Consider the following 20,640-nt stretch of genomic DNA (forward strand, 5'->3'; position numbering starts at 1 on the left):
GGTGGAGAAACGAAGATGTTGATTTTGATTGCCGGCCCCTACCGTTCTGGAACGGGTGACGATCCGGCAAAGATGGCGGAGAATCTGAAGCGGCTGGAAGCCCCGTCCTACGCCCTGTTCCAGGCGGGTCACCTGCCGATGATCGGCGAATGGGTGGCGCTACCGGTCTGGCATGCAGCGGGCGGTAAGCGGGTGGGCGATGATCTCTACGAGGAGATTTTCCACCCGACGGCGGGACGCCTGCTGCAGCTTTGCGAGGGCGTGCTGCGTCTGCCGGGCGAATCCAAGGGTGCCGACAACGACGTGCGGATCGCGACAGAGCGGGGGATTCCCGTCTGGTACCGGCTGGAAGACGTTCCGGGCGTGATCTGACCTTTCCGTCAGGTCGGGGCGTGCTAAAAGGGCATCCTCAAACGTAGGATGCCCCCAACGGAGGATGCCATGTACACGCTCTATGTCGCTCCCGGCACCTGTGCGCTCGCAAGCCATATCGCCCTTGCCGAATCCGGCCTGCCCTATGAGGTCAAGCGGATAAGGTTTGCCGAAAACGAGCAGCGCTCCGAGGCCTATCTGAAGATCAATCCGAAGGGGCGCGTGCCGGCGCTGGTCACGGACAAGGGGGTGCTGACCGAAACCGTTGCGATCCTCGCCTTCATCGCGCAGATTGTGCCGGAGGCCGGATTGGCCCCGCTCGACGATCCGTTCCTGTTTGCCCGCATGCAGGCCTTCAACGCCTATCTCTCCTCGACCGTTCACGTCGCCCATGCGCACGGGCGGCGCAGCGCCCGCTGGGCCGATGAACCGTCCTCGCATGCCGACATGCTGCGCAAGGTTCCGCAGACCATGGCCGAGTGCTTCCGCCTGATCGAGAACGACTTTCTTGCCGGCCCCTATGTGCTGGGCGAGCAGTATTCGGTCGCCGATCCCTATCTTTTCACGATAGCCGGCTGGCTTGAGGGCGATAAGGTCGATATCGCCGAATTTCCGCGCGTCCAGAGGCATTTCGAGCGGATAAAGGCGCGGCCTGCCGTTCAGAAGGCGCTGGCGGAAGAAACTGCGGCCTAGTTCAGGCGCATTTGGCCAATTGCGGTCTCTCAGTTGCCGGTTCGGCGTGATAGGTCCCAGGGAAGGGCAGGTCCGCAAGCTGCCTGAGATCCATGGTCTGGATATCCGGGTGGCGGAGCGGGTCGCAGGTCTGCGTCTCCGCAAACGCTTCTGTCGTTTCCAACCAGGTCCTCAGCTTCAAGAAAATCTTCAGGGGTGTCATGATCGTCACCTTTCGCAAATTTGTAATCATTTGCAGGTGGAGTATCCTCGCCGCAGGCATGGCTTGCAATTGAGTTCTTAAACCAAGCGATATAGAAAATCTATATGAAGAACCTGAACCTCATGCATCTGAACGGATTGAGGGCTCTGGAAGCGGTCGGCCGCCTCGGCTCGTTGCAGGCGGCTGCGGAAGAGCTAGGCGTTTCGATCGGTGCCGTCAGCCAGCAGGTCATCAAGGCCGAAGCGCAGCTGGGCCAGCCGGTGTTTCAGCGCCTGCCGAGGGGCATGGTGGCGGTGGACGGGGCACGCCCCATGCTCGCCCGCCTGACGGACGGGTTTCACTCCTTGTCAGAGGCGGTCGGGCTCGGGAGGCGGCGAGACGATACGCTGCTGACGATCTCGGTTGCGCCGGTATTCGCGGCCCGTTTCCTGGTCCATCGGCTCGACCGGTTCTCCACGCTGCATCCGGACATCCGTCTTCGAATCGATGCCACCACAAGGCTTGCTGACCTTGGCACCGACGATATCGATCTCGCCATCCGCGTCGGGCCCGGCACCTGGCCCGGTGTCGATGCCGAACTTCTCATCGAGCAGACCGTGTTTCCGGTCTGCGCTCCGGCACTGGCCGAGAGACTGAAAGAGCCCCGGGATATCCTGCAAGTGCCGGCGATCATCGACGGCCCCTCGATGTTTTCCTGGGACATATGGCTGAAGGAGGCCGGGCTTGACGGGTCAAGCATGGCCACCCGCCACGTCTTCAACGATGCTTCGCTTTGCCTCGACGCGACGATTGCGGGGCAGGGCGTCATGCTCGCCTGGCATACGCTTGCCACCTACGCGCTGGAGCAGGGCCGGCTGGTCGAGCCTTTTTCCGTGCGCGCCCGCACTGGCATGGGGCACTATCTCGTCACCCGCGCCGGCGCACGATTGCCGGCGAAGGTGAAGGCGTTCAGGGCGTGGCTGAAGAATGAACTGCCGTCCCCCTTGGAAACGCAAGGATGATTGGTCTTACGCCGGTTCGGCGAGACGCTTCTCCCACATTGCCTTGAAGGCCGGGCGGGCCTGGCACGTTTCGAGCCACGTCTTCAGCGCAGGGCGGTTGTCGAAGAGCGCCGAGTGTCCCTGGGCGTAGCGAACGATTTCCGCGACATTGATGTCCGCCACGGTGAATCGGCCGCCCACCATATGGCTGTTTTGGGAGAAGTGCTTTTCCAGCACATCGAACGGCCGCTTGAGCAGGCGGGCTGCGACCTCGATCTCCGATTTGCCGTCGTCTGTATCCGCTTTCGTTTGCTGGATTTTGAGCGCCGGTGTCTCGATGCTGGTGGCGGCGAAAAGCGACCACTGGATCATCAGCGCCTCTTCATTGATGTCCTTCGGACCGATAGCCCCGCCGTATTTGCGGGCAAGATAGAGCGAGATCGCGAGCGATTCATGCAGCACGAAACCGTCATCATCCATGGAAGGGATTGAGCCCATCGGGTTGAGGCCCAGGAAATCGGTCGAGAGCGTGTTGATCGGCGCCTCCGAGGCCATCGGCTCCGGCAGGCGGTAGGCCTGGATCACCGGCACATGCTCGAACGGGATGCCCAGTTCCTCGACAAGCCAGAGCGGGCGGGTGGCCCGCGAGCGATAGACCCCATAGATTTTCAGCATGATCGTCCCTCTTTGAAATGTCGGCGCAAGCTATGGCGCGCTTGCGAAAAACAAAAGATCAATCCGCGTTGGACAGTCATGAAAGTTTTAGATCGATGGAAATTCAGACGATCCTGTTTCCCTCGATCGTCAGATGTTTAAATCCAGTATTATCGCCACGACCGAGTTCGGCTGTGGCGGCTTGCTTCCAGCGATGACCGACCACCGCCCCGTCCCTGACCTGTTCGAAGAGATTGCCGGCGATCAGGGCGTTGCCCGCGCCCTCGACGACGGTCACGGCGCAGCCGACCTTCGCCTGCCGCACGATGTTGCCGCTGGCGAGCACGTTGCGCAGGTAAGGGCCGAAACCGATCGCCAATCCCCACAGCGGGACATTCTCGATGACATTGCCGGTCATGGCCGTATCCGCCTCGGCGCTGATGCCGACGCCGAAGATCGCCTCGTCCAGCCCATAGGGACCAATGGGTTTGAGATTACGGACGATGTTGCCGGCGATGGTTGCCAGTCGGCCGCCTTCATTGAAATTCACGACGGAGATGCCGTTTGCCGCACCGTCGACGACATTGCCCGAAATCATCGCGCCTTCGAAGGCGAACTCGGCATAGATGGCAGTCTCTCCGGAGCCGAAGCACTGGTTGTTGACGATCTGCGCATTCGAGGCGCTGTTGGCGCGTATGGCGGAGAAGGCCGACTCCGAGATGTGGTTACCCGCCACCATCACGTTGTCGGCGCGAAAGAGATTGATGGCATTACCATATTGCCCGGTGCCGCCATTGGTGGCGCCGATCCGGTAGAGACGGTTGCCGGTGACCATGGTTCCGTCTTTGCCCTTGTTCCAGCGGTGGATCAGGATGCCGCCGTTGCCGCAGTCGAAGATCGTATTGCCGGTGACCGAAAGGCCGCTGCTTTCGACTGCGAAAAGACCGTATTCCCCAGCGCCCGAGATACGACATCTTTCGATCCTGCCGCCGGAACGTTCGAGATAGATGGCCGTCTTGCCTGATCCGATGATCTCACAACTGTCTATGATCGCGTTTTCGACACCGGTCAGGCGAACGATCGCCGGGCTCTGGTCGTCGAGCCGGCCGTTCGCACCGTCGATGACGATATTGGAAAGTTCGATCCGCCGCGCGCCGTCGCCCCTGATGAGATACCCTCCGCCCGAATAGACGAGGCGGGATGCACCTGCCATGCCGGCGATGCGGGTGCCGTCCGGCAGATCGAGATTGGAGACCTGGTAGTCTCCGGGTGGCAGGAAGACCGCCATGTTCTGGCGGGCCGCCGTGGCGATGATCTCGTTGAGCTTGCGCCTCTGCCTGTCGCCACCACCTGGCGTGATGCCGTGCTTGCTGACATCGATCGAACCACGCAGGTCCACGGGCGACAGGCCCGACGAATTTGCGAAGGTATGTGACGCCATTCCGGCGCTGGCTGCACCTATCAAGGTCAATGCCGCGCGTCTTAAAATCATCCGGCGTGCTCCCCGTCGTTAGCAAAGCATTTGCCATGCGCGTTCTTTGCATAGGTTTACTACGAAATAGACTTGGAAGAGTGGGGCGAAAAGGCTTTTTTAGAGGCTTCAAGAATGGCAATTTCATAATGTTCTTAAGCGCCGCTAAGGATTTTCCCGCCATACTGTCCGCAGTGGGGCGTTGGGTCTTGTGCATTTTGAAGCGGATTGAAAGGAGATACAGGGATGGTGGAAACCCTGTTGCATAGCGTCGCTGGGAGCGACGCGGCCGATCCGCTCGATGAACTCTGCAGCCGCCTCCTGCGTATTTCTACCGACAGCGATATCGATTTGGACGTTGCCTTGGTGACCCGCGAGCTCGAGACGCGCACCCTGCTCGACCAACTGCCCGAATTCATCTACGTGAAAGACCGCCGCAGCCGCTTCGTTTTTGCCAATGCCGCGGCTGGTCGCAACAGCAGGTTTCACGACGGCTCTGACCTCATCGGCAAGACCGATTTCGACATCCTGGATCAAGCGACCGCCCGTGAGCTCTTTGCGATCGAGCAGGAGGTGATGTCCACCGGCACGCCGGTGGAGGGGCGCGAGGAGCGCATCACGCTGCCGGACGGCCGGCTATTGTGGCTCACTACCTCGAAGATGCCGCTACGCAACGCGGATGGATACATCGTCGGCCTTGTCGGCATTTCCAGGGACATCACCGAGCGCAAGCGTCAGGACGATCGCCGGCACGGCCACGCGCGCCTCCTGGAAATGATCGCCCGCGGCCAGCCGCTGCGGGCGGTGCTGGACGCGTTGGTTCGCACCGTCGAGGAGGAACTCGACGGCGTCACCGCCTCGGTCCTTCTTCTGGAGGAAGGAACGGACCGGCTGCGGCACGGCGCGGCGACAAATCTGCCGCCCGCCTATACCAAACTCATCGACGGCATTCAGATCGGACCGAAGGTCGGCTCCTGCGGCACCGCCGCCTGGAGACGCGCCCCTGTGGTGGTCAAGGATGTGATGACCGATCCGCTGTGGGAGGATTATCGCGAGCTTGCGAAGGCGTTTTCCCTGGGTTCCTGCTGGTCGACTCCGATCATGGCCCCCGACGGCGTCGTCCTCGGCACTTTCGGACTTTATTCAGAGGCCGGCCGCGAACCGACGGAACTCGAGTGGGAGTTGACAGCCATGGCGACCGATATCGCCGGCATCGCCATCGAGCGCGCCCGCAACGAAGACCGTATCCGGCATATGGCGCACCATGATCCGCTGACCGGCCTGCCGAACCGGACGCTGTTCTGGACGCAGTTCGGCCGCGCATTGCACGAGGCGCGTCGGGAAAACCGCAAGGTCACCGTCGCCTATATCGACCTCGACAATTTCAAGCAGATCAACGATACGCTCGGCCATGCCGCCGGCGACGAAGTTCTGAAGACCTTGTCATCCCGCATGGCCCGCTGCATCAGGGCGAGCGACCTCCTGGTCCGTCTCGGCGGCGACGAATTTGCGATCGTCTTCAGCAATCCAAATCACGATGATCTCGGCGTGCTGCGCCGCCTGCAGGAACTGCGGGCCGGGATTTCCCGGCCATTCTTCATCGAAGAGCACTCCGTGGTTGCGACCTGCAGCATGGGCGTCGCCTTTTTCCCGCAGGACGGCGATACGCCGGAGGCTCTGCTCGCCCGTGCGGACCGCGCCATGTACGAAGCCAAGGACATGGGCCGCGACAAACTGCGCGTAGCCGGCGGCGAGGGAATTTAACCTCCGCCACCGTGGTGCGGATTATTCGGCGCTCGTTGTCGCCGTGGGATCGCGAACCCTCTCCGCCGCCATATAGATCGCTTCGAAACCGGAAACGAACTTCTCGAAAAGGACGGAAAATGCGTTGATCTCGTCGTCCGGCCAGCCTTTGAGCACATGGGCGAGAAGCGAGCGCTTGACGGAGCGGATTTCCGCAAAAAGACTTTCCCCCAGTTCCGTCGCCACCAGCAGCGAACGTCGCCCGTCGGCCTGCGAGGCGTCGCGGCGCAGAATGCCGCGGGCGACGAGGTCTGCGACCAGCCGGCTGCCGCGAGAGGGGTCGATGCGCATGGCTTCAGCGATCGCTCCCACTGTCGCTTCCCCCTCTATGCGGCGGATCACGTCCAGGACGTCGAGATGGGAGATTTCCAGACCGGGAACGATTCGGGCGATAGCTGTTCGCCCGATGATCCGCCGGCCGATCAGGAGACGCATGCGCGCAAGCGTTTCGCCGATACGTGCCACGTTCTCGGGTGATGGAGAGGCCGCCGCAATGTCGTGTCTTTGGTCGTTTTGGGTCGTCATTGCCTGAAGATATCAGAGCGTTTTCGTCCGACCAATAGTTCTTTGCTGTTTACATCAAGGTGCGATTGACAATTATATGCTAAAGGCAGATAAAATTTCCTCCATGTGGATTGTCTCATGGATATGACCCGCCCGGCCGGCGCGCCGCTCGTTGCCAGCCACCGCCAGCGGTTGGCGATCTTCTGTTTTCTCCTGACGGCGCTCTTTATGGCGACGCTAGACAACCAGATCGTTTCGACGGCTCTGCCGACCATCGCTGCTGAATTCGGACAGCTGGAACGTTTCGGCTGGGTCGGATCGGCCTATCTTCTCGCCACCAGTGCGACAATGCCCGTCTACGGCAAGCTGGGGGATCTGTTCGGGCGAAAATACGTGATGATCGCAGCGATCGTGATTTTCACCGTCGGCTCGCTGACCTGCGGCCTTGCATGGTCAATGGATTCGTTGATCGCCTCCCGAGTGCTTCAAGGCATGGGCGGCGGCGGCATCATGGTCTCGATCTTCTCCATCAACGCAGATCTTTTCGAAGCGCGCGAGCGGGCGAAATACCAGAGTTATTCCAGCCTGGTGATCATGGCCTCGGGAAGCGTGGGACCGCTGCTCGGCGGCACGATGAGCGAGCTCTTCGGCTGGCGTTCGATATTCCTGATCAACCTGCCGATCGGCATCATCGCCTTGACCGGCATCCTGCTGCTTCTGCCCTACCGCCGTCCCGTCCGCCGGCCGAAGATCGATTATGTGGGCGCGATCCTGCTGGCAGCGACGGTCACCAGCTTTGTGGCATGGGCAGACAGCGTCACTTTGTTCGGCTCGCTGTTTGCCTGGCAGTCCTTGATGATCGTGGCGTCGGGCATGCTGTGCGCGGCTCTCTGGATAGTCGTCGAGGCCCGCGTGCCCGAGCCGATCGTGCCATTGAAGCTTTTCCGTGATTCCACCTTTTCCTTGTTCCTGATCATCGCCTTTTGTTCGGGTGGCGTCGCGATTGGCATGGTCAATTATTTCGCGCTCTTCCTGCAGACGACAACCGGACTCTCGCCATCGAGCGCGGGACTGTTCTTCATCGGCGCGACCTCCGGCATTGTTATCGGCTCCCTGTCGGCGGGCCGGCTGATCTCGATTACGGGGCGCTACAAGCCGTTCGCAATCGCGGGGATGACATTGAACATCGCGGCACTCTTCCTCTTTTCGCAATTGGCCGCAGGAACACCCCTTTCGATCATTTTCGCGCTGATGTTCCTGCAGGGCCTGGCGATCGGCTTTGGCCAGCAAGCGCCGATCATCGGCGTGCAGAATTCCGCTCCGCATGACGATGTCGGCGCCGCCACCGGTGCCGTAACCCTGACGCGCATGGCCGGGGCTTCGGTTGCCATTTCGCTCTATGGCGCGATCGTTGCAGCGGGGCTGCGCGGGGTGGAGGCCAATATCCCGGGTGTCGCCGAGATAGGCTCGCTGACGCCGCAAATGCTCCTTGATCTTCCGGCTACCGCCCGCCTTGCCGTGCAGCATGTTTATGCCGGCGCTTTCACATCCGTGTTCACAACGGCGGCGATAATTGCAGCGGCAGGCCTCCTTGCCGGCCTTTTCCTGAAGCCCGTCCGCCTTCCGCCGGCAAGGCATGCGGATAAGCCCGACGTGAAGTGACGCTGATCTGGCGGCGTGCCATTTTTGCCCTATCTTCAAGGGCATGAAACCAGAGGCCCTGCTTCATCCTACCCCGGCCGGGCTCTTCTGCCCCATCGGCCGTTTTCACGTCGATCCGGTACGCCCCGTCGAACGGGCTTTAATCACCCACGGCCATTCCGACCATGCCCGCGCCGGCCACGCGAAGGTTCTGGCGACACGCCAGACGCTCGATATCATGCGGCTGCGCTATGGCGATGACTTTTGTAGTGGGGAACAGGCAGCCGCCTTCGGCGAGGAGATCGATATCGAAGGCGTCAGGGTAAGCTTCCACCCTGCCGGTCACGTGCTCGGCTCGGCGCAGATCGCCATCGAGAAGGATGGCATGCGCATCGTCGTCTCCGGAGATTACAAGCGCGGCATCGATCCCACTTGCGCACCTTTCGTGCCGGTTGCCTGCGATGTCTTCATAACCGAGGCGACCTTCGGCCTGCCGGTTTTCCATCATCCGGACCCCAAGGAGGAGATCGCCAAGCTGCTGACCTCGCTGAAACAGTTTCCCGAGCGCAGCCATCTGATCGGTGCCTATGCGCTTGGCAAGGCGCAGCGCGTCATCCGGCTGATCCGCGATTGCGGCTATTCCGAACCGATCTTCATTCACGGCGCGCTTGCCAAGCTCTGTGAGTATTATGTCGGCGAAGGGATAGATCTTGGCGACATCCGTCCGGCAACGATCGAGAAGAGCAGTCCCGCAGCCTTCAGAGGCGCTGTCGTGGTTGGGCCGCCGTCCGCATTTCAGGATCGCTGGGCGCGGCGTTTCAACGAGCCGTTGATCGCTTTTGCATCAGGCTGGATGATGGTGCGCCAGCGGGCGAAACAGGGTGGAGTCGAGTTGCCGCTCGTCATTTCCGACCATTGCGATTGGCCGGAATTACTGGCGACGATCGAGGAGATCGGCCCGTCCGAGGTATGGGTCACCCATGGCCGCGAGGAGGCGCTGGTGCGCTGGTGCGAGCTGAGGGATATCCCGGCCCGGCCTCTGCATCTCGTCGGCTACGAGGACGAGGGGGATTGATGAAAGCCTTCGCGACACTCCTCGACCGGCTGGTCTTCACCCCCTCGCGCAACGGCAAGCTGACCCTGCTTGCCGACTATTTCCGCGATACGCCGGATCCCGACCGCGGTTATGGCCTAGCCGCGCTGGCCGGCGGGCTCGACTTGAAAAGTGTCAAACCTGCGATGCTGCGCGACCTGGTGTTGGAGCGCATGGACCCGATCCTCTTCCAGTATTCCTACGATTATGTCGGCGATCTCGCCGAGACGATTTCGCTGGTTTGGGATGGCGGCGCCAAGGATACGATCGATGATGAGCACCAGCCGCGTCTCGGCGAGGTCGTCACCCGCATGAACTCGCTCGGCCGCACCGAAGTGCGCTCGGCCGTTCGCGACCTGCTTGACAGGCTTGATCCGTCGAGCCGCTTCGCATTCCTGAAACTCGCGACCGGATCGCTCCGCATCGGTGTCTCCGCCCGCCTTGCGAAACAGGCACTATCCGATATGAGCGGCAAGGACGTGACTGAAATCGAAACCCTCTGGCACGGATTGGCGCCGCCCTACGAGCCTCTCTTCGCCTGGCTGGAGGGCCGGGCGGAGAAGCCGGTGCTCGCAACCCCCGCCATCTTCCATTCAGTCATGCTGGCAAATCCGGTCGAAGAGGGCGATCTCCAAAAGATCGATCCTCTCGACTATGCCGCCGAATGGAAATGGGACGGCATTCGAGTCCAGATGTCCAGCTACGGCGGCACGAAGAAACTCTATTCCCGCTCCGGCGACGACATTACCGGCGCCTTTCCGGATATCGTTGCGGCGATCAATTTCGAAGGCGTCATCGACGGCGAATTGCTCGTCGGCGGCACTTTGCGTTCCAACAGCCCAACCCGCACGTTTTCTGACCTGCAGCAGCGGCTGAACCGCAAGACGGTAACGGGCAAGATGCTGGACGAATATCCGGCCTTCGTGCGCGCCTACGACCTGCTCTTCCAGGGCGATATGGATATCCGCGCCAGGTCCTTCTTCGAACGCCGCGATCGTCTTGCCGGTATCATAGAGGGCGCGCCGCACGATCGGTTCGACCTCTCGCAGCTCGTGCCTTTCACCACGTGGGAGGAACTGGACAGCCTGCGGATCGCGCCGCCGGACCCGGTCATTGAAGGCGTGATGATCAAAAGGAAGGACAGTCCCTATCAGGCCGGACGGCTCAAGGGGCCATGGTTCAAGTGGAAGCGCGATCCCTACAACATTGACGCGGTGATGCTGTATGCCCAGCGCGGCCACGGCAAGCGCTCGAGCTATTATTCCGATTTCACCTTCGGCGTCTGGGCCGAGACGCCGGATGGCGAAGAGCTGGTGCCGGTCGGAAAGGCCTATTTCGGCTTCACCGATGCGGAGCTCGAAGTGCTCGACAAGTTCGTGCGCGACAACACAGTCGACCGCTTCGGGCCGGTGAGGGCAGTGCGGGCGGAGCCCGGCTTCGGCTTCGTGCTGGAGGTTGCCTTCGAAGGCATCAACCGCTCCACCCGCCACAAATCCGGTGTCGCCATGCGCTTCCCGCGCATCGCCCGGCTGAGACAGGACAAGCTGCCACGCGATGCCGACCGGCTTTCGACGCTGACGGCGATGTTAGGTGCGAAAACGGGACAAGGCTGATCGCCGATCTCAAATCGTTGAATGGACAGCGCCGTGACCGAATGCTGAGATCGCTGAGGGTTATATTTTTCAGGACTCGGAAAACATGGCAGACGGCCGGAAGACTTCCTTCACGCGTTCTTTCCAAGGCGGGCTCACCCGCCGCGCGTTTCTTGCTGCAACCTCCGGCCTGTCGGCGGCGGCGCTTCTGCCGGCATCGGCAAGCGCGGTCGCTTTTCCCGTTCCCGAAATGCTGCCGCTTGAAAGAGAAGACTATGCGGACGCCCGCCGGCGCTTTCGAACCAATCTCGTCAACAAAGGGGCATCCCCGGAAAAGTCGGAGCCGCTCGGCACGCCGCCCGGTGCAAGGCGCGTCTTCTATCGCGGCGGTCCGGATCGCTCGATCGAGTTGATCGCCTGGCTTTCCCACTACCAGCCGTCGGCCAAATTGAAGCCCGCGGTTCTCTTCCTTCACGGCGGCAATGCGACCGGCGAAGGCCACTGGGAGCTGATGAAGCCCTATTGGGAAGCAGGTTTCGTTGTGCTGCATCCGTCCTTCCGTGGCGAAAACGGCCAGGCGGGTAACTTTTCCGGCTTTTACGACGAGACGGCCGATGCGCTGGCGGCTGCGAGCTATCTGGAGGCCCTACCGGGGATCGACAAGGACCGCCTCTTCCTTGCAGGCCACAGCAATGGCGGCACGCTGGCGATCCTTGCCGCGATGACGCGCAAATTCCGCGCTGCGGCGCCGGTTTCGGCCGGCGTCAATGCATGGCGTTTCTTCAGCCGCTACGATCGCGAAATCCGCTTCGATGCGGCTGATCCGAGGGAGTTCATCATGCGCTCTTCGGTCTGCTTCGGCCCGAGCCTCAAATGCCCGGCCCTTTTGCTGCGCGGCACTGAAGAACGACCCTTCGACAAGGATCATCAGCTCCTGATCGATCGGGCCCGCTCTGCCGGCGTTTCCATCGACGCCAAGCTCCTGCCGGGAAACCACAATGGCGTCGTTCCCGCCGCTGTACTTGAAAGCATCCGCTTTTTCAACGAGGTCGCGGCCTGAAGCGCTGGACTGTCTTTTCTGTGTTTTCCACTCTTATTCTGTCGATGGAGACTGCGGCGCGCAGAGCCCAGGATCATCGCCAAAGCTTTGTAGTTGATGGATCCCACCTATCTGTGTTCCAACCAATGCTGGTTTGGCGGCGGAACAGCTTCTCCCGGTTCCCGTAAAACGCTGAGGGATTTTCGAATCGACCAGTACGGGCAGAGGACAATCCTTCAATTGAAGGACTGCAGATCAAGTTCGGGAAGGTCGACATTCTGCTTGACCTTCGGGAGCGGATAGATCGGATGGAGCGCCAGCGGCTTTCAGGGGCTGGAAGCCAGCGACGAGTCGCAGCGAAGACAAGCTCGGCCTCTTTAGTCTGGGTAAGGATGTCGAGTTCGAAGCCGAGCGTGCCCATCCATTCCGCCACCTTCGCCCCCTAACACGTCGAAACCTAACCCTTAAACAAAAATGCCGAGACCTCGAGAGATCTCGGCATCGATTCGGCAAAACTTTGGGGTCAGAACTTCACACCTAGGCCGACCTTAATAGCGTGCTGGTCCAGGTCCGCGTCGATAGTACCCGCTCCGAAGTCGAACGTCTTGCTACCGAAGTCGCTATATCGGTATTCAACTCGAGCGAAGATGTTGTCGGTAAACGCGTAATCCACGCCGGCACCAACGGTGTAACCACTAAACATTTCTTCTTCGGTGCCAAATCCAGGTACACTCACCTCGCCGCGAGCGCCGGTCCAACCAGCAGTGGCGTAAAGGAGGGCATGATCAATGGCGTAGCCAACACGAGCGCGGACTGAGCCTTGCCATTCCGTCTTCGCTTCAGCACCCGCAACGATTTCATCTTCGTTCCAATTACGCTCAAGGTCAGCTTCGATGCCGAGGACGAAGTTATTGGAAAACTGATGATTGTATCCGACGAATGCGCCAAGGAGGCCACCGTCAAGGTCTGCGTCGAACGTGCCGGCACCACCAGAGATGTCAAAGGATCCATCGCCCCATGCGTAGCCACCCTGAATACCAACGTACGGACCCGACCAGGTGAAAACCTGCACTTCTTCTGCAACAGGTGCGGTTGGCACCTGATCAACTGCATCGGCTGCTTGCGCTGCGGTGGAGAGTGCGAGCATAGCAACAGATGTGAAAAGTAAAGAACGCATATGAGACTCCGTCATCTTGATGCTTAACGATAGCTAATTCAGGGGATATTGGCTGTGACTTTTTAACCACACCGACTGGGGGAACGCCTAAAGAAAAACCCGCGGCGTTCTGCGTACGCCGATCATGGCAAAACTGGCCTGCGCCTATCCCCGCCTGACGGTGGAGATCCATATCCACGATGCCTTCGTGGATATCGTCGCGCGGGCTTCGATGCTGGCATTCGGCTGGGCGAGGCCGTGCAGCAGGACATGGTGACCGTCCGGCTGACGCCGGCTTTCAAGGCGATCCTTGCCGCATCGCCCGATTACCTGCAGGCGAGGGGCGAACCCGAAGCGATTGCCGATCTGTCGAGCCACAATTGTATCGGCTTCCGGATGCTGGGTTCGGGCGGGCTGTATGAATGGGATCTCAACGACCAGGGCAAGGATGTTTCGGTGCGGGCGGCCGGCACCGCCGTGGTGACCGACGCTACCTATGCGCGGGATCTGGCCCTTTCGGGCATCGGCATTGCCTATGGCTTCGAACCGTTGGTCCGTTCCGATATTCGCGAGGGGCGGCTGAAATGGGTGCTGCCGGATTCAGCCGTCGAAGAAGACGGCTTGTTCCTTTATTATCCGCGCCGAGCGCTTCATGGCGCCAAAACTGCGCGCCTTCATCGATATCGCCCGGAGGGCATCCGGGCGGTGGCGCTTGCCGGTTGCAGGCGAGCGGTTGCCAGTCACACCTGAAGATCTCCTACCTGAAGATCAATGACTGGTGGGTGGCGGCTCCCGCGATATTGCCGTCTCCAACTGCTAGCGCGACCGAACCTGCCGCTCTCGCCGCGTCCCCGCAGGCGAAGACGCCCGGCACGCTCGTTTCCTTGGTAAGGTCGGTCTTGATGAACGGATAGAGGCCATCCTCCTCGAAGTCGCAGCCGAGCTGTTCGGCGATGGTGCTGGCGAGCCGAGGTTTCGGCAGGACGAAAAGCCCGGCAAAGCTGAAGGTGCGGCCATCCTCGAAAACGACATCGGCATGTCCGCTGATCTCCTTGACCCTTGCCGTCTCGATCGTGACGCCTCGCTCATCGAGTTTTGCCTGCTGTTCTGCGTCCGGTGAAAAGCAGCCGTCGAGCATCAAGGTCGTCCGGCCCCAATCCGGCAGCATCAGCGCGTGGTGCATGGAGGCTTCCGAGCTGGCGATCACGCCGATTTCGCCCTGGTCGAGCTCGTATCCGTGGCAATAGGGGCAGTGGAAGGCGGCGCGTCCCCAGCGCTCTGCAAGTCCGGGAATCTCGGGAAGCTCGTCGGTCACCCCGATTGCCAGCACCAGCCGCCGGGCGGAAAGCTGCCGCCCGTCGCTGGTTCGGATGGAAAAGCCTTCGCCCTGTTTTTCCGCCTCTTCCGCGCGGGCATCTCGCCATTCGACCGTCGGGTAACGCAGCAGCTGTTCGCGGGCATCGGCAGCGATTGCGCCCGGAGCGCGTCCGTCCTGGCCGAGAAATCCATGTGAGGTCGCGGCGAACCGGTTTCGGCGCATGCCTTCGTCGATCACCAGGATCCGTCTGCGGGCGCGGGCGAGCTGGAGCGCCGCCGAAAGTCCGGCATAGCTGCCGCCGACAATGATCGCATCGTAGGACATCGTTTGGCTCCTTGAGAATTTCTCGCTACATCGTAAGTTACATGATGTCTCCACGTCAAGAGTTTGTAACTTTGCTTGTTGCATAAGGTTCCATCCACTAGGATGGGATTTGCCGATTGAAGGAGGGATGAGTTCGATGCGCTATGATGGCCGTCTTTCGCGCATGCTGCACGTGCTGATCCATATGGCCCGGCATGAAGGAGCTGCCACATCCGAGCTGATCGCCCAGATGCTAAACACCAATCCCGTCGTCGTCCGCCGCACCATGGCGGGCTTGAGGGAACAGGGCTATGTCCGTTCCGAAAAGGGCCATGGAGGGGGCTGGACGCTGAGCCGGAGGCTGGAGGAGATGACGCTTCTCGATGTCTATCGGGCGGTAGGAGAGCCGCCGCTCTTTGCCATAGGTCCGGCTTGCGACAGGCCGGAATGCCTGGTGGAGCAGGCGGTTAACGGCGCTCTTGCCGATGCTTTTGCCGAAGCCGAAAAACTGCTGCTGGAGCGCTTTGCCCATGTGACGTTGGCAGATATAGCCGCCGACTTCGACAGCCGCATGGTGCGGCATCCGGCGCTTGCCGGGCATCCCGGGTCCGCCTGCTCGTCCTGAAATCTTTTCACCAGCTTCGCGCCAGCCGGGCCTGCCATCCTGGTCTCGACGTCATCTGCCGGAAGCGGGTCCCATGCCATTCTTTTCTCAGCCTTTCCGCCGAATCCCCGGCCTCTCCTTCGTGTTTGCCGCGGCTGCCGCCTTGGCTGGCTGCCAGGTGCCTTTCGTGACCGACACGAGCCGCATGAACCCGGATGTCTTCGTTCAGGAGACGGCGCCGGTCTTTTACATCCCTCCTTATGAAGATCCCCCGACAAACCAGCCGCCTCCGATGCCGGGCGGAATTCCGCACAAGCGCCAGCTCTACCCCTCAACCTTCCATCAGACCTATGGCCTGCCGGTATCGAACCCGGTGCATCGAACCATGTATGGGGTGATCCGCGACGAGGGGCACACGCTTCCGGCCATTCCCTATTCGCGCGTCGACGCCCGGTATCTGCGCCAGGAGGTCGAATACCGCAGCAACGAGGCGCCCGGAACGATCGTCGTCGATACCCGCCAGCGTTTCCTTTATCTCGTCCAGCCGGGCGGCAAGGCGATCCGCTACGGTGTCGGTCTCGGAAAGGCCGGCTTCGGCTGGCAAGGCCGCGGCGTGATCGAACGCAAGGCCAAATGGCCGCGCTGGACGCCGCCGCAGGACATGGTCGCGCGTCAGCCGGAACTCCGCCAGTTCGCCGCTTCCGAAGGCGGCGCCGATCCGGGCCTCAACAATCCGCTGGGGGCTCGAGCGCTCTACATCTTCAAGGACGGCAAGGACACGCTCTACCGTGTCCATGGCACGCCCGACTGGCAGTCGGTCGGCAAGGCCACCTCTTCGGGTTGCGTACGTATGCTCAACCAGGACGTCATCGATCTTTTCGACCGCGTTCCGTCAGGCACCCCGATCGTCGTTCTCTGAGACAGACCGGCATTTTGACTTGAAGGGCGGCCTCGGCCGCTTTTTTCGTTTTTTGATGCCGCGGGTTTGAAATCCCGTGTGGCGGTCGTGAATAGTTGCCCAAATGCAGCAGGCCTATGGTTGCGGCCTCGGCAGGGGATTCGGAACCTTTCGGTCATCCTTCCATTGATTTATGCTTTGTCGTCTGTAGCGTGTTTATCGAACGGTCCTGCCGCACATGATCCTGAAAAAATCCTATTCCCGCCGGAGCTTTCTGTCTCTCCTAAGCGCCGGTGCAGCCTCGACTCTGGCCGGTTGCGCGTCGACGGCGCCCGGACGAGGCGATCCGATCGTCGCCTATCGTGACGGCGGCAGCGTTCGCCGGCCGGAAATCCTTCCTGGCAGCTCGGCCGAACTGGATGCGATGTACGGAACCACGGTTGACGGCGGCTTCGTCATCCCTGCCATTCCCTATCAGCAGATCAATCCCCGCTATTATCGCCAGCGGGTTGTGGATCCGACCGGCGAACGGCCCGGCACCGTGGTCGTGGACACCCCGTCGCGCTTCCTCTATCTGGTCGAGCCCGGCGGTTCTGCCATGCGTTATGGCGTCGGCATCGGCCGCGAGGGCTTTTCCTGGTCCGGCGATGGAGTCATCCAATGGCGGCAGAAATGGCCGAAATGGACGCCGCCGAACGAGATGATCGCCCGCCAGCCGGAACTCGCGAAATATTCGGCGGACAATGGCGGCATGCCGCCGGGGTTGAGCAATCCGCTGGGTGCCCGCGCGCTCTACATCTTCCAGAACGGGCAGGACACGCTCTATCGCCTGCACGGCTCGCCCGAATGGAACTCGATCGGCCGGGCGGTCTCTTCCGGCTGCGTGCGCCTGATGAACCAGGACATCATCGACCTCTACGACCGCGTGCCGAACAAGGCTCGCATCGTCGTCTGGCAGTAGGCCCGCCGCAATGTCTCGTGACGCAATAAACGGCTGATTGGGCTCCTCGCGATGCCGGAAATAGATGCAGCCCTCGTCAGGACCCTCGTAGCTCGGCAATTCACCCAATGGGCAGACCTGCCGGTGCGGGCCGTAGCGGGGGGCGGCTGGGACAACCGCACTTTCCATCTCGGCGATGCCATGTCGGTGCGCCTGCCGAGCGCCGAGCGTTACGTCGCCCAGGTGGAGAAGGAGCATCGCTGGCTTCCCGCCTTGGCCTCGCAACTGCCGCTGCCGATCCCTGCACCGCTCGCCATCGGCAGGCCCGACGCGGGCTATCCGTGGCCGTGGTCGATCTATGGATGGATCGAGGGAGATCGTGCGAGCCGCGGTGCGATTTCCGATCTCACGGCGTTTGCCGAGGAGCTTGCGGATTTCCTGGTCGCTCTCCGGAGAATAGATGCCTCGGATGGCCCGCTTGCCGGAGCGCATAATTTCCACCGCGGAGGATCGCTTGCCGTTTATGATGGGGAAACCCGGCAGGCGCTTAATGCCCTGGCGGATGAACTTGACGTCTCTCTGCTGACAAAAATATGGAAGCGTGCGCTGGGTTCGAGCTGGCGGGAGAAACCCGTCTGGGTCCATGGCGATATCGCCGAGGGCAATCTGCTCGTCCGGGACGGGCGGCTTTCCGCGGTCATCGATTTCGGCAGTTCCGGCGTCGGCGACCCGTCTTCCGATCTGGTGATTGCCTGGACGCTGTTTGACGAGCCGGCCCGCAATGCCTTTCGCGCTCGTGTCGGTCTTGATCGGCAGACATGGGAGAGGGCACGCGGCTGGTGCCTCTGGAAGGCGCTCATCACCATTGCCGAACACCGGCACGAAGATCGCGAGAAGGCCGACACTCACCGCCGCTGGATCGACCGGATCGTGGCCGATCCTCTTGGCGGAATCTGATCCGGATCTATTGTGCCGGCTGGCGCGCCGCTGATAGCAGCGGCACGGCGGCGAGGGATGCGAGCGCCACCACGGCGCCGGCGAGGAAGGTCGAGGCGGAACCCCAGGTTTCCCAAAGCAAGCCTGCCGCGACATTGCCGAGGATCACGGTCAGGCCGGTCGCCAGGTTGAACACGCCGAACGCCGTACCCTTCAGGTTCTGCGGCGCACTGTCGGCAATCAGCGTCGAAAGAATGCCTTGCGAAAATCCCATATGCAGGCCCCAGAGGACGATGCCGGCAAAAAGCATCGGGAGCGTTTGCGCCGTGGCGAGCGCTAGGTCGGCGGCGATGAGGAACACAAGGCTGAGCGCGATCATGCTTCGGCGTCCGATGCGGTCCGAAAGATAGCCGACGGGATAGGCCGTCAGGCCGTAGACCGCGTGCATGACCACCATGGTGACCGGGATCCAGGCGAGCGAGAGACCGGCTTGCTGCGATTTCAGGAGGAGGAAAGCCTCGCTGAAACGGGCAAGCGTCAACAGGCTCGAGACCCCGATGACGATCCAGACGGCGCGGTTGAGGCGCCGGGCATCCCTGAAGCGTGGCATGCCCTTGGAGGAGGAGGGCGGCTGCTCCGGCTCCTTGACGCCGATGATCAGCAGGGCGACCGCCAGGAAAGCCGGGATCGCGGCGATCCAGAAGATGACGATCATGTCGCCATCGGTGGCGAGCATCAATCCGATTGCCGCAAGCGGGCCGACGAACCCGCCCACCGTATCGAGGGATTTGCGCAGGCCGAAGCTTGCGCCACGGATTTCCGGCGGCGTCACATCGGCAATCAGCGCGTCGCGCGGGGTACCGCGGATGCCCTTGCCCACACGGTCGACCGCTTTGGCCACCACGATCCAGCCGATCGAAGTGGCGAGGGGAAAGATCGGCTTGGAAAGCGCGCCGAGCCCGTAACCGAGCACGGCAAGCGGTTTCCGCCGTCCCGTCCAGTCCGAGATCATTCCCGAAAACAGTTTTGTAACGGTCGCGATCGCAACCGACAGTCCTTCGATAAATCCGATCGCTATGGCCGAGGCGCCAAGGCCCGCGACCAGGTAAAGCGGCAACAGCGTCTGGATCATCTCCGACGAAATATCCATCAGCAGGCTGACTACGCCCAGCACCCAGACCGTACGGGGGATGGCAATGGGTTGCCGGGGAGGCGCCGTGTTGGATGTCATCAATAGATCTCTTGAAGCAGCGCCGATCCCGTTGGCGGCGTGTCTTGAAAACCAGGACGATGCGCTAGAGGTAGCCTCAGCAGAAATCAAGACGTGGAATACAGAGGGGGCGAGGCCCTCCGATCACTCCGCGCGGATGTCAGTCCCTGTCGTCCATGCGTTTGCGAAGCGAAATCAATGCATCCCGCAGCGTTGCGGCCTCTTCCAGGCCGCAACCTATCGCCTTGCCGATCGCTTCGGTCACGTCCAGAGCCTTCAGCCTGAGGCCGGAACCCTTTTCGGTAAGGGAAATTCTCACCAGCCGCTCGTCGTCCCGATCTCGCTTTCGCAAGACCAAGCCACTCTGTTCCAGTCGCTTGAGGAGCGGCGAGAGCGTCCCGGAATCGAGCCCCAGACGGTCGCCGATCGCCTTCACCGGCTGGTCGTCCTCCTCCCACAGCGCGATCATCACGAGATATTGCGGATAGGTGAGGCCGAGCGGCTCGAGCAAAGGCTTGTAGGTGCGCGTGAAGGCGTGAGCTGCCCCATAGATGGCAAAACAGAGCTGGGTATCGAGCTTAATCTCGAATCCCTGAGAAGCGGCGGCTGACACTTTCTCCTTCATCGGTCCTGACTTCACGCTTTCGTGCTCTATGTTTTTCTCGACCGCATAATCGCAGGCTTGACGGGAATTTGCAATGCGCGTAATTAGATTGCGCGCAATTGAATTGCGAACGAATTACTATAAAGGGAGTATGTAGCATGCCTATTCTTTACACGACCAAGGGCTCCGCCACCGGTGGCCGAGCAGGCCACGGCGCTTCCGAAAATGGCGTCCTGGATGTGACCTTGACGGTTCCGAAAGAGCTGGGCGGCGATGGCGCCACCGGCACCAATCCGGAACAGCTCTTTGCAGTCGGTTATTCCGCTTGCTTCCTCGGGGCTTTGAAGGCCGTGGCCGGCAAGGAAAAGGTTAAGATTCCGGACGATGCCAAAGTGACGGCAACGGTCGGCATCGGCCCGCGTGACGATGGCACCGGCTTCGGCATTGAGGTATCGCTGCTGGTCGACATTCCGGGCGTCGAGAAGTCGGTGGCCGAAGACCTCGTCGCCAAGGCGCATATCGTTTGCCCCTATAGCCACGCGATGCGCACCTCGACGGAAGTTCCGGTCTCCGTCGCCTGATCCGACCAGTTTTTTTTAGGAAGAGCCGGCCTTTGCGCCGGCTTTT

Annotated in this window: 23 protein-coding genes; 15 read left to right on the top strand and 8 right to left on the bottom strand. The window is 61.3% G+C overall.

Going from position 1 to position 20,640, the window contains the following annotated elements:
* Positions 1–15 precede the first annotated feature (15 nt).
* Positions 16–372, top strand: a complete 357-nt coding sequence (locus tag EDE09_RS11565) for a DUF4406 domain-containing protein (protein ID WP_105371786.1) — start codon at positions 16–18, stop codon at positions 370–372.
* 69 nt (positions 373–441) lie between these two features.
* Positions 442–1,065 (top strand): glutathione S-transferase family protein, encoded by a 624-nt coding sequence (locus EDE09_RS11570; RefSeq protein WP_105371785.1) that lies wholly within the window; start codon positions 442–444, stop codon positions 1,063–1,065.
* A gap of 1 nt (position 1,066) precedes the next feature.
* On the opposite strand, the gene EDE09_RS11575 is transcribed toward EDE09_RS11570, so the two are convergent.
* Complete coding sequence (locus EDE09_RS11575) at positions 1,067–1,267, bottom strand: hypothetical protein (RefSeq protein WP_105371858.1); 201 nt, start codon at positions 1,265–1,267, stop codon at positions 1,067–1,069.
* A 104-nt stretch (positions 1,268–1,371) separates the two neighbouring features.
* Here EDE09_RS11575 and EDE09_RS11580 point away from each other — a divergent pair, with 104 nt between their 5' ends.
* Positions 1,372–2,268: a LysR substrate-binding domain-containing protein gene (locus EDE09_RS11580; protein ID WP_132410498.1), complete on the top strand. Its 897-nt coding sequence runs from the start codon at positions 1,372–1,374 to the stop codon at positions 2,266–2,268.
* A gap of 6 nt (positions 2,269–2,274) precedes the next feature.
* On the opposite strand, the gene EDE09_RS11585 is transcribed toward EDE09_RS11580, so the two are convergent.
* Together EDE09_RS11585 and EDE09_RS11590 are read right to left on the bottom strand one after the other, a co-directional pair.
* Entirely contained in the window at positions 2,275–2,922 is a 648-nt protein-coding gene (locus tag EDE09_RS11585; protein WP_132410500.1) for a glutathione S-transferase family protein, read from the bottom strand.
* A 103-nt stretch (positions 2,923–3,025) separates the two neighbouring features.
* A complete protein-coding gene (locus EDE09_RS11590) occupies positions 3,026–4,393 on the bottom strand; it encodes a TIGR03808 family TAT-translocated repetitive protein (protein WP_132410502.1) in 1,368 nt (455 codons plus the stop codon).
* Between the two features lie 225 nt (positions 4,394–4,618).
* On the opposite strand from EDE09_RS11590, the gene EDE09_RS11595 reads away from it, so the two are divergent.
* Positions 4,619–6,136, top strand: coding sequence for a diguanylate cyclase (locus EDE09_RS11595; RefSeq protein WP_132410504.1), 1,518 nt, complete (start codon positions 4,619–4,621; stop codon positions 6,134–6,136).
* A gap of 21 nt (positions 6,137–6,157) precedes the next feature.
* On the opposite strand, the gene EDE09_RS11600 is transcribed toward EDE09_RS11595, so the two are convergent.
* Positions 6,158–6,700: a MarR family transcriptional regulator gene (locus EDE09_RS11600; protein ID WP_132410506.1), complete on the bottom strand. Its 543-nt coding sequence runs from the start codon at positions 6,698–6,700 to the stop codon at positions 6,158–6,160.
* 117 nt (positions 6,701–6,817) lie between these two features.
* Between EDE09_RS11600 and EDE09_RS11605 the strand changes: the two genes are divergently transcribed.
* The 4 genes from EDE09_RS11605 to EDE09_RS11620 all read left to right on the top strand — a co-directional run bounded on the left by EDE09_RS11605 (position 6,818) and on the right by EDE09_RS11620 (position 12,065).
* Positions 6,818–8,341, top strand: a complete 1,524-nt coding sequence (locus EDE09_RS11605) for an MDR family MFS transporter (RefSeq protein ID WP_132410508.1) — start codon at positions 6,818–6,820, stop codon at positions 8,339–8,341.
* A 43-nt stretch (positions 8,342–8,384) separates the two neighbouring features.
* Complete coding sequence (locus EDE09_RS11610; RefSeq protein ID WP_132410510.1) at positions 8,385–9,395, top strand: ligase-associated DNA damage response exonuclease; 1,011 nt, start codon at positions 8,385–8,387, stop codon at positions 9,393–9,395.
* Entirely contained in the window at positions 9,395–11,026 is a 1,632-nt protein-coding gene (locus tag EDE09_RS11615) for a cisplatin damage response ATP-dependent DNA ligase (RefSeq protein ID WP_132410512.1), read from the top strand. The genes EDE09_RS11610 and EDE09_RS11615 overlap by 1 nt, the downstream gene beginning before the upstream one ends.
* Positions 11,027–11,111: 85 nt before the next feature.
* Positions 11,112–12,065 (top strand): alpha/beta fold hydrolase, encoded by a 954-nt coding sequence (locus tag EDE09_RS11620; RefSeq protein WP_132410514.1) that lies wholly within the window; start codon positions 11,112–11,114, stop codon positions 12,063–12,065.
* 502 nt (positions 12,066–12,567) lie between these two features.
* Here the strand turns inward: EDE09_RS11620 and EDE09_RS11625 are convergent.
* Complete coding sequence (locus EDE09_RS11625; protein WP_105371775.1) at positions 12,568–13,221, bottom strand: outer membrane protein; 654 nt, start codon at positions 13,219–13,221, stop codon at positions 12,568–12,570.
* A gap of 124 nt (positions 13,222–13,345) precedes the next feature.
* Between EDE09_RS11625 and EDE09_RS28840 the strand changes: the two genes are divergently transcribed.
* Complete coding sequence (locus EDE09_RS28840) at positions 13,346–13,477, top strand: hypothetical protein (RefSeq protein WP_281033649.1); 132 nt, start codon at positions 13,346–13,348, stop codon at positions 13,475–13,477.
* On the top strand, positions 13,459–13,950 hold the full coding sequence (locus EDE09_RS11630) for a LysR substrate-binding domain-containing protein (protein WP_245505124.1): 492 nt from the start codon (positions 13,459–13,461) through the stop codon (positions 13,948–13,950). Before EDE09_RS28840 ends, EDE09_RS11630 begins: the two co-directional genes overlap by 19 nt.
* Before the next feature lie 7 nt (positions 13,951–13,957).
* On the opposite strand, the gene EDE09_RS11635 is transcribed toward EDE09_RS11630, so the two are convergent.
* Entirely contained in the window at positions 13,958–14,842 is an 885-nt protein-coding gene (locus EDE09_RS11635; protein WP_132410516.1) for an NAD(P)/FAD-dependent oxidoreductase, read from the bottom strand.
* 136 nt (positions 14,843–14,978) lie between these two features.
* Here EDE09_RS11635 and EDE09_RS11640 point away from each other — a divergent pair, with 136 nt between their 5' ends.
* The 4 genes from EDE09_RS11640 to EDE09_RS11655 all read left to right on the top strand — a co-directional run bounded on the left by EDE09_RS11640 (position 14,979) and on the right by EDE09_RS11655 (position 18,220).
* Positions 14,979–15,446 (top strand): Rrf2 family transcriptional regulator, encoded by a 468-nt coding sequence (locus EDE09_RS11640; protein ID WP_112802899.1) that lies wholly within the window; start codon positions 14,979–14,981, stop codon positions 15,444–15,446.
* A 184-nt stretch (positions 15,447–15,630) separates the two neighbouring features.
* On the top strand, positions 15,631–16,344 hold the full coding sequence (locus tag EDE09_RS11645; RefSeq protein ID WP_245505130.1) for a L,D-transpeptidase: 714 nt from the start codon (positions 15,631–15,633) through the stop codon (positions 16,342–16,344).
* Positions 16,345–16,561: 217 nt separating this feature from the next.
* The gene (locus EDE09_RS11650; RefSeq protein WP_132410520.1) at positions 16,562–17,284 is read left to right on the top strand and encodes a L,D-transpeptidase; all 723 of its coding nucleotides are present in this window, start codon (positions 16,562–16,564) and stop codon (positions 17,282–17,284) included.
* Positions 17,285–17,335: 51 nt separating this feature from the next.
* Positions 17,336–18,220: an aminoglycoside phosphotransferase family protein gene (locus tag EDE09_RS11655; RefSeq protein WP_132410522.1), complete on the top strand. Its 885-nt coding sequence runs from the start codon at positions 17,336–17,338 to the stop codon at positions 18,218–18,220.
* Between the two features lie 7 nt (positions 18,221–18,227).
* Here EDE09_RS11655 and EDE09_RS11660 read toward each other — a convergent pair whose 3' ends face one another.
* Both EDE09_RS11660 and EDE09_RS11665 read right to left on the bottom strand, forming a co-directional pair.
* A complete protein-coding gene (locus tag EDE09_RS11660; RefSeq protein WP_132410524.1) occupies positions 18,228–19,430 on the bottom strand; it encodes an MFS transporter in 1,203 nt (400 codons plus the stop codon).
* Between the two features lie 139 nt (positions 19,431–19,569).
* The gene (locus tag EDE09_RS11665; protein ID WP_132410526.1) at positions 19,570–20,034 is read right to left on the bottom strand and encodes a MarR family transcriptional regulator; all 465 of its coding nucleotides are present in this window, start codon (positions 20,032–20,034) and stop codon (positions 19,570–19,572) included.
* 137 nt (positions 20,035–20,171) lie between these two features.
* Between EDE09_RS11665 and EDE09_RS11670 the strand changes: the two genes are divergently transcribed.
* Positions 20,172–20,594 (top strand): organic hydroperoxide resistance protein, encoded by a 423-nt coding sequence (locus EDE09_RS11670; RefSeq protein WP_105371767.1) that lies wholly within the window; start codon positions 20,172–20,174, stop codon positions 20,592–20,594.
* The last annotated feature ends 46 nt before the right edge of the window (positions 20,595–20,640 follow it).

Source organism: Neorhizobium sp. S3-V5DH (assembly GCF_004343065.1).
Taxonomy (GTDB): domain Bacteria; phylum Pseudomonadota; class Alphaproteobacteria; order Rhizobiales; family Rhizobiaceae; genus Neorhizobium; species Neorhizobium huautlense.

Coding starts and splice junctions, on each gene's coding strand:
- EDE09_RS11565 (WP_105371786.1), top strand. CDS start 16: ATGTTGATTTTGATTGCCGGCCCCTACCGTTCTGGAACGGGTGACGAT.
- EDE09_RS11570 (WP_105371785.1), top strand. CDS start 442: ATGTACACGCTCTATGTCGCTCCCGGCACCTGTGCGCTCGCAAGCCAT.
- EDE09_RS11575 (WP_105371858.1), bottom strand. CDS start 1,267: ATGACACCCCTGAAGATTTTCTTGAAGCTGAGGACCTGGTTGGAAACG.
- EDE09_RS11580 (WP_132410498.1), top strand. CDS start 1,372: ATGAAGAACCTGAACCTCATGCATCTGAACGGATTGAGGGCTCTGGAA.
- EDE09_RS11585 (WP_132410500.1), bottom strand. CDS start 2,922: ATGCTGAAAATCTATGGGGTCTATCGCTCGCGGGCCACCCGCCCGCTC.
- EDE09_RS11590 (WP_132410502.1), bottom strand. CDS start 4,393: ATGATTTTAAGACGCGCGGCATTGACCTTGATAGGTGCAGCCAGCGCC.
- EDE09_RS11595 (WP_132410504.1), top strand. CDS start 4,619: ATGGTGGAAACCCTGTTGCATAGCGTCGCTGGGAGCGACGCGGCCGAT.
- EDE09_RS11600 (WP_132410506.1), bottom strand. CDS start 6,700: ATGACGACCCAAAACGACCAAAGACACGACATTGCGGCGGCCTCTCCA.
- EDE09_RS11605 (WP_132410508.1), top strand. CDS start 6,818: ATGGATATGACCCGCCCGGCCGGCGCGCCGCTCGTTGCCAGCCACCGC.
- EDE09_RS11610 (WP_132410510.1), top strand. CDS start 8,385: ATGAAACCAGAGGCCCTGCTTCATCCTACCCCGGCCGGGCTCTTCTGC.
- EDE09_RS11615 (WP_132410512.1), top strand. CDS start 9,395: ATGAAAGCCTTCGCGACACTCCTCGACCGGCTGGTCTTCACCCCCTCG.
- EDE09_RS11620 (WP_132410514.1), top strand. CDS start 11,112: ATGGCAGACGGCCGGAAGACTTCCTTCACGCGTTCTTTCCAAGGCGGG.
- EDE09_RS11625 (WP_105371775.1), bottom strand. CDS start 13,221: ATGCGTTCTTTACTTTTCACATCTGTTGCTATGCTCGCACTCTCCACC.
- EDE09_RS28840 (WP_281033649.1), top strand. CDS start 13,346: ATGGCAAAACTGGCCTGCGCCTATCCCCGCCTGACGGTGGAGATCCAT.
- EDE09_RS11635 (WP_132410516.1), bottom strand. CDS start 14,842: ATGTCCTACGATGCGATCATTGTCGGCGGCAGCTATGCCGGACTTTCG.
- EDE09_RS11640 (WP_112802899.1), top strand. CDS start 14,979: ATGCGCTATGATGGCCGTCTTTCGCGCATGCTGCACGTGCTGATCCAT.
- EDE09_RS11645 (WP_245505130.1), top strand. CDS start 15,631: ATGAACCCGGATGTCTTCGTTCAGGAGACGGCGCCGGTCTTTTACATC.
- EDE09_RS11650 (WP_132410520.1), top strand. CDS start 16,562: ATGATCCTGAAAAAATCCTATTCCCGCCGGAGCTTTCTGTCTCTCCTA.
- EDE09_RS11655 (WP_132410522.1), top strand. CDS start 17,336: ATGCCGGAAATAGATGCAGCCCTCGTCAGGACCCTCGTAGCTCGGCAA.
- EDE09_RS11660 (WP_132410524.1), bottom strand. CDS start 19,430: ATGACATCCAACACGGCGCCTCCCCGGCAACCCATTGCCATCCCCCGT.
- EDE09_RS11665 (WP_132410526.1), bottom strand. CDS start 20,034: ATGAAGGAGAAAGTGTCAGCCGCCGCTTCTCAGGGATTCGAGATTAAG.
- EDE09_RS11670 (WP_105371767.1), top strand. CDS start 20,172: ATGCCTATTCTTTACACGACCAAGGGCTCCGCCACCGGTGGCCGAGCA.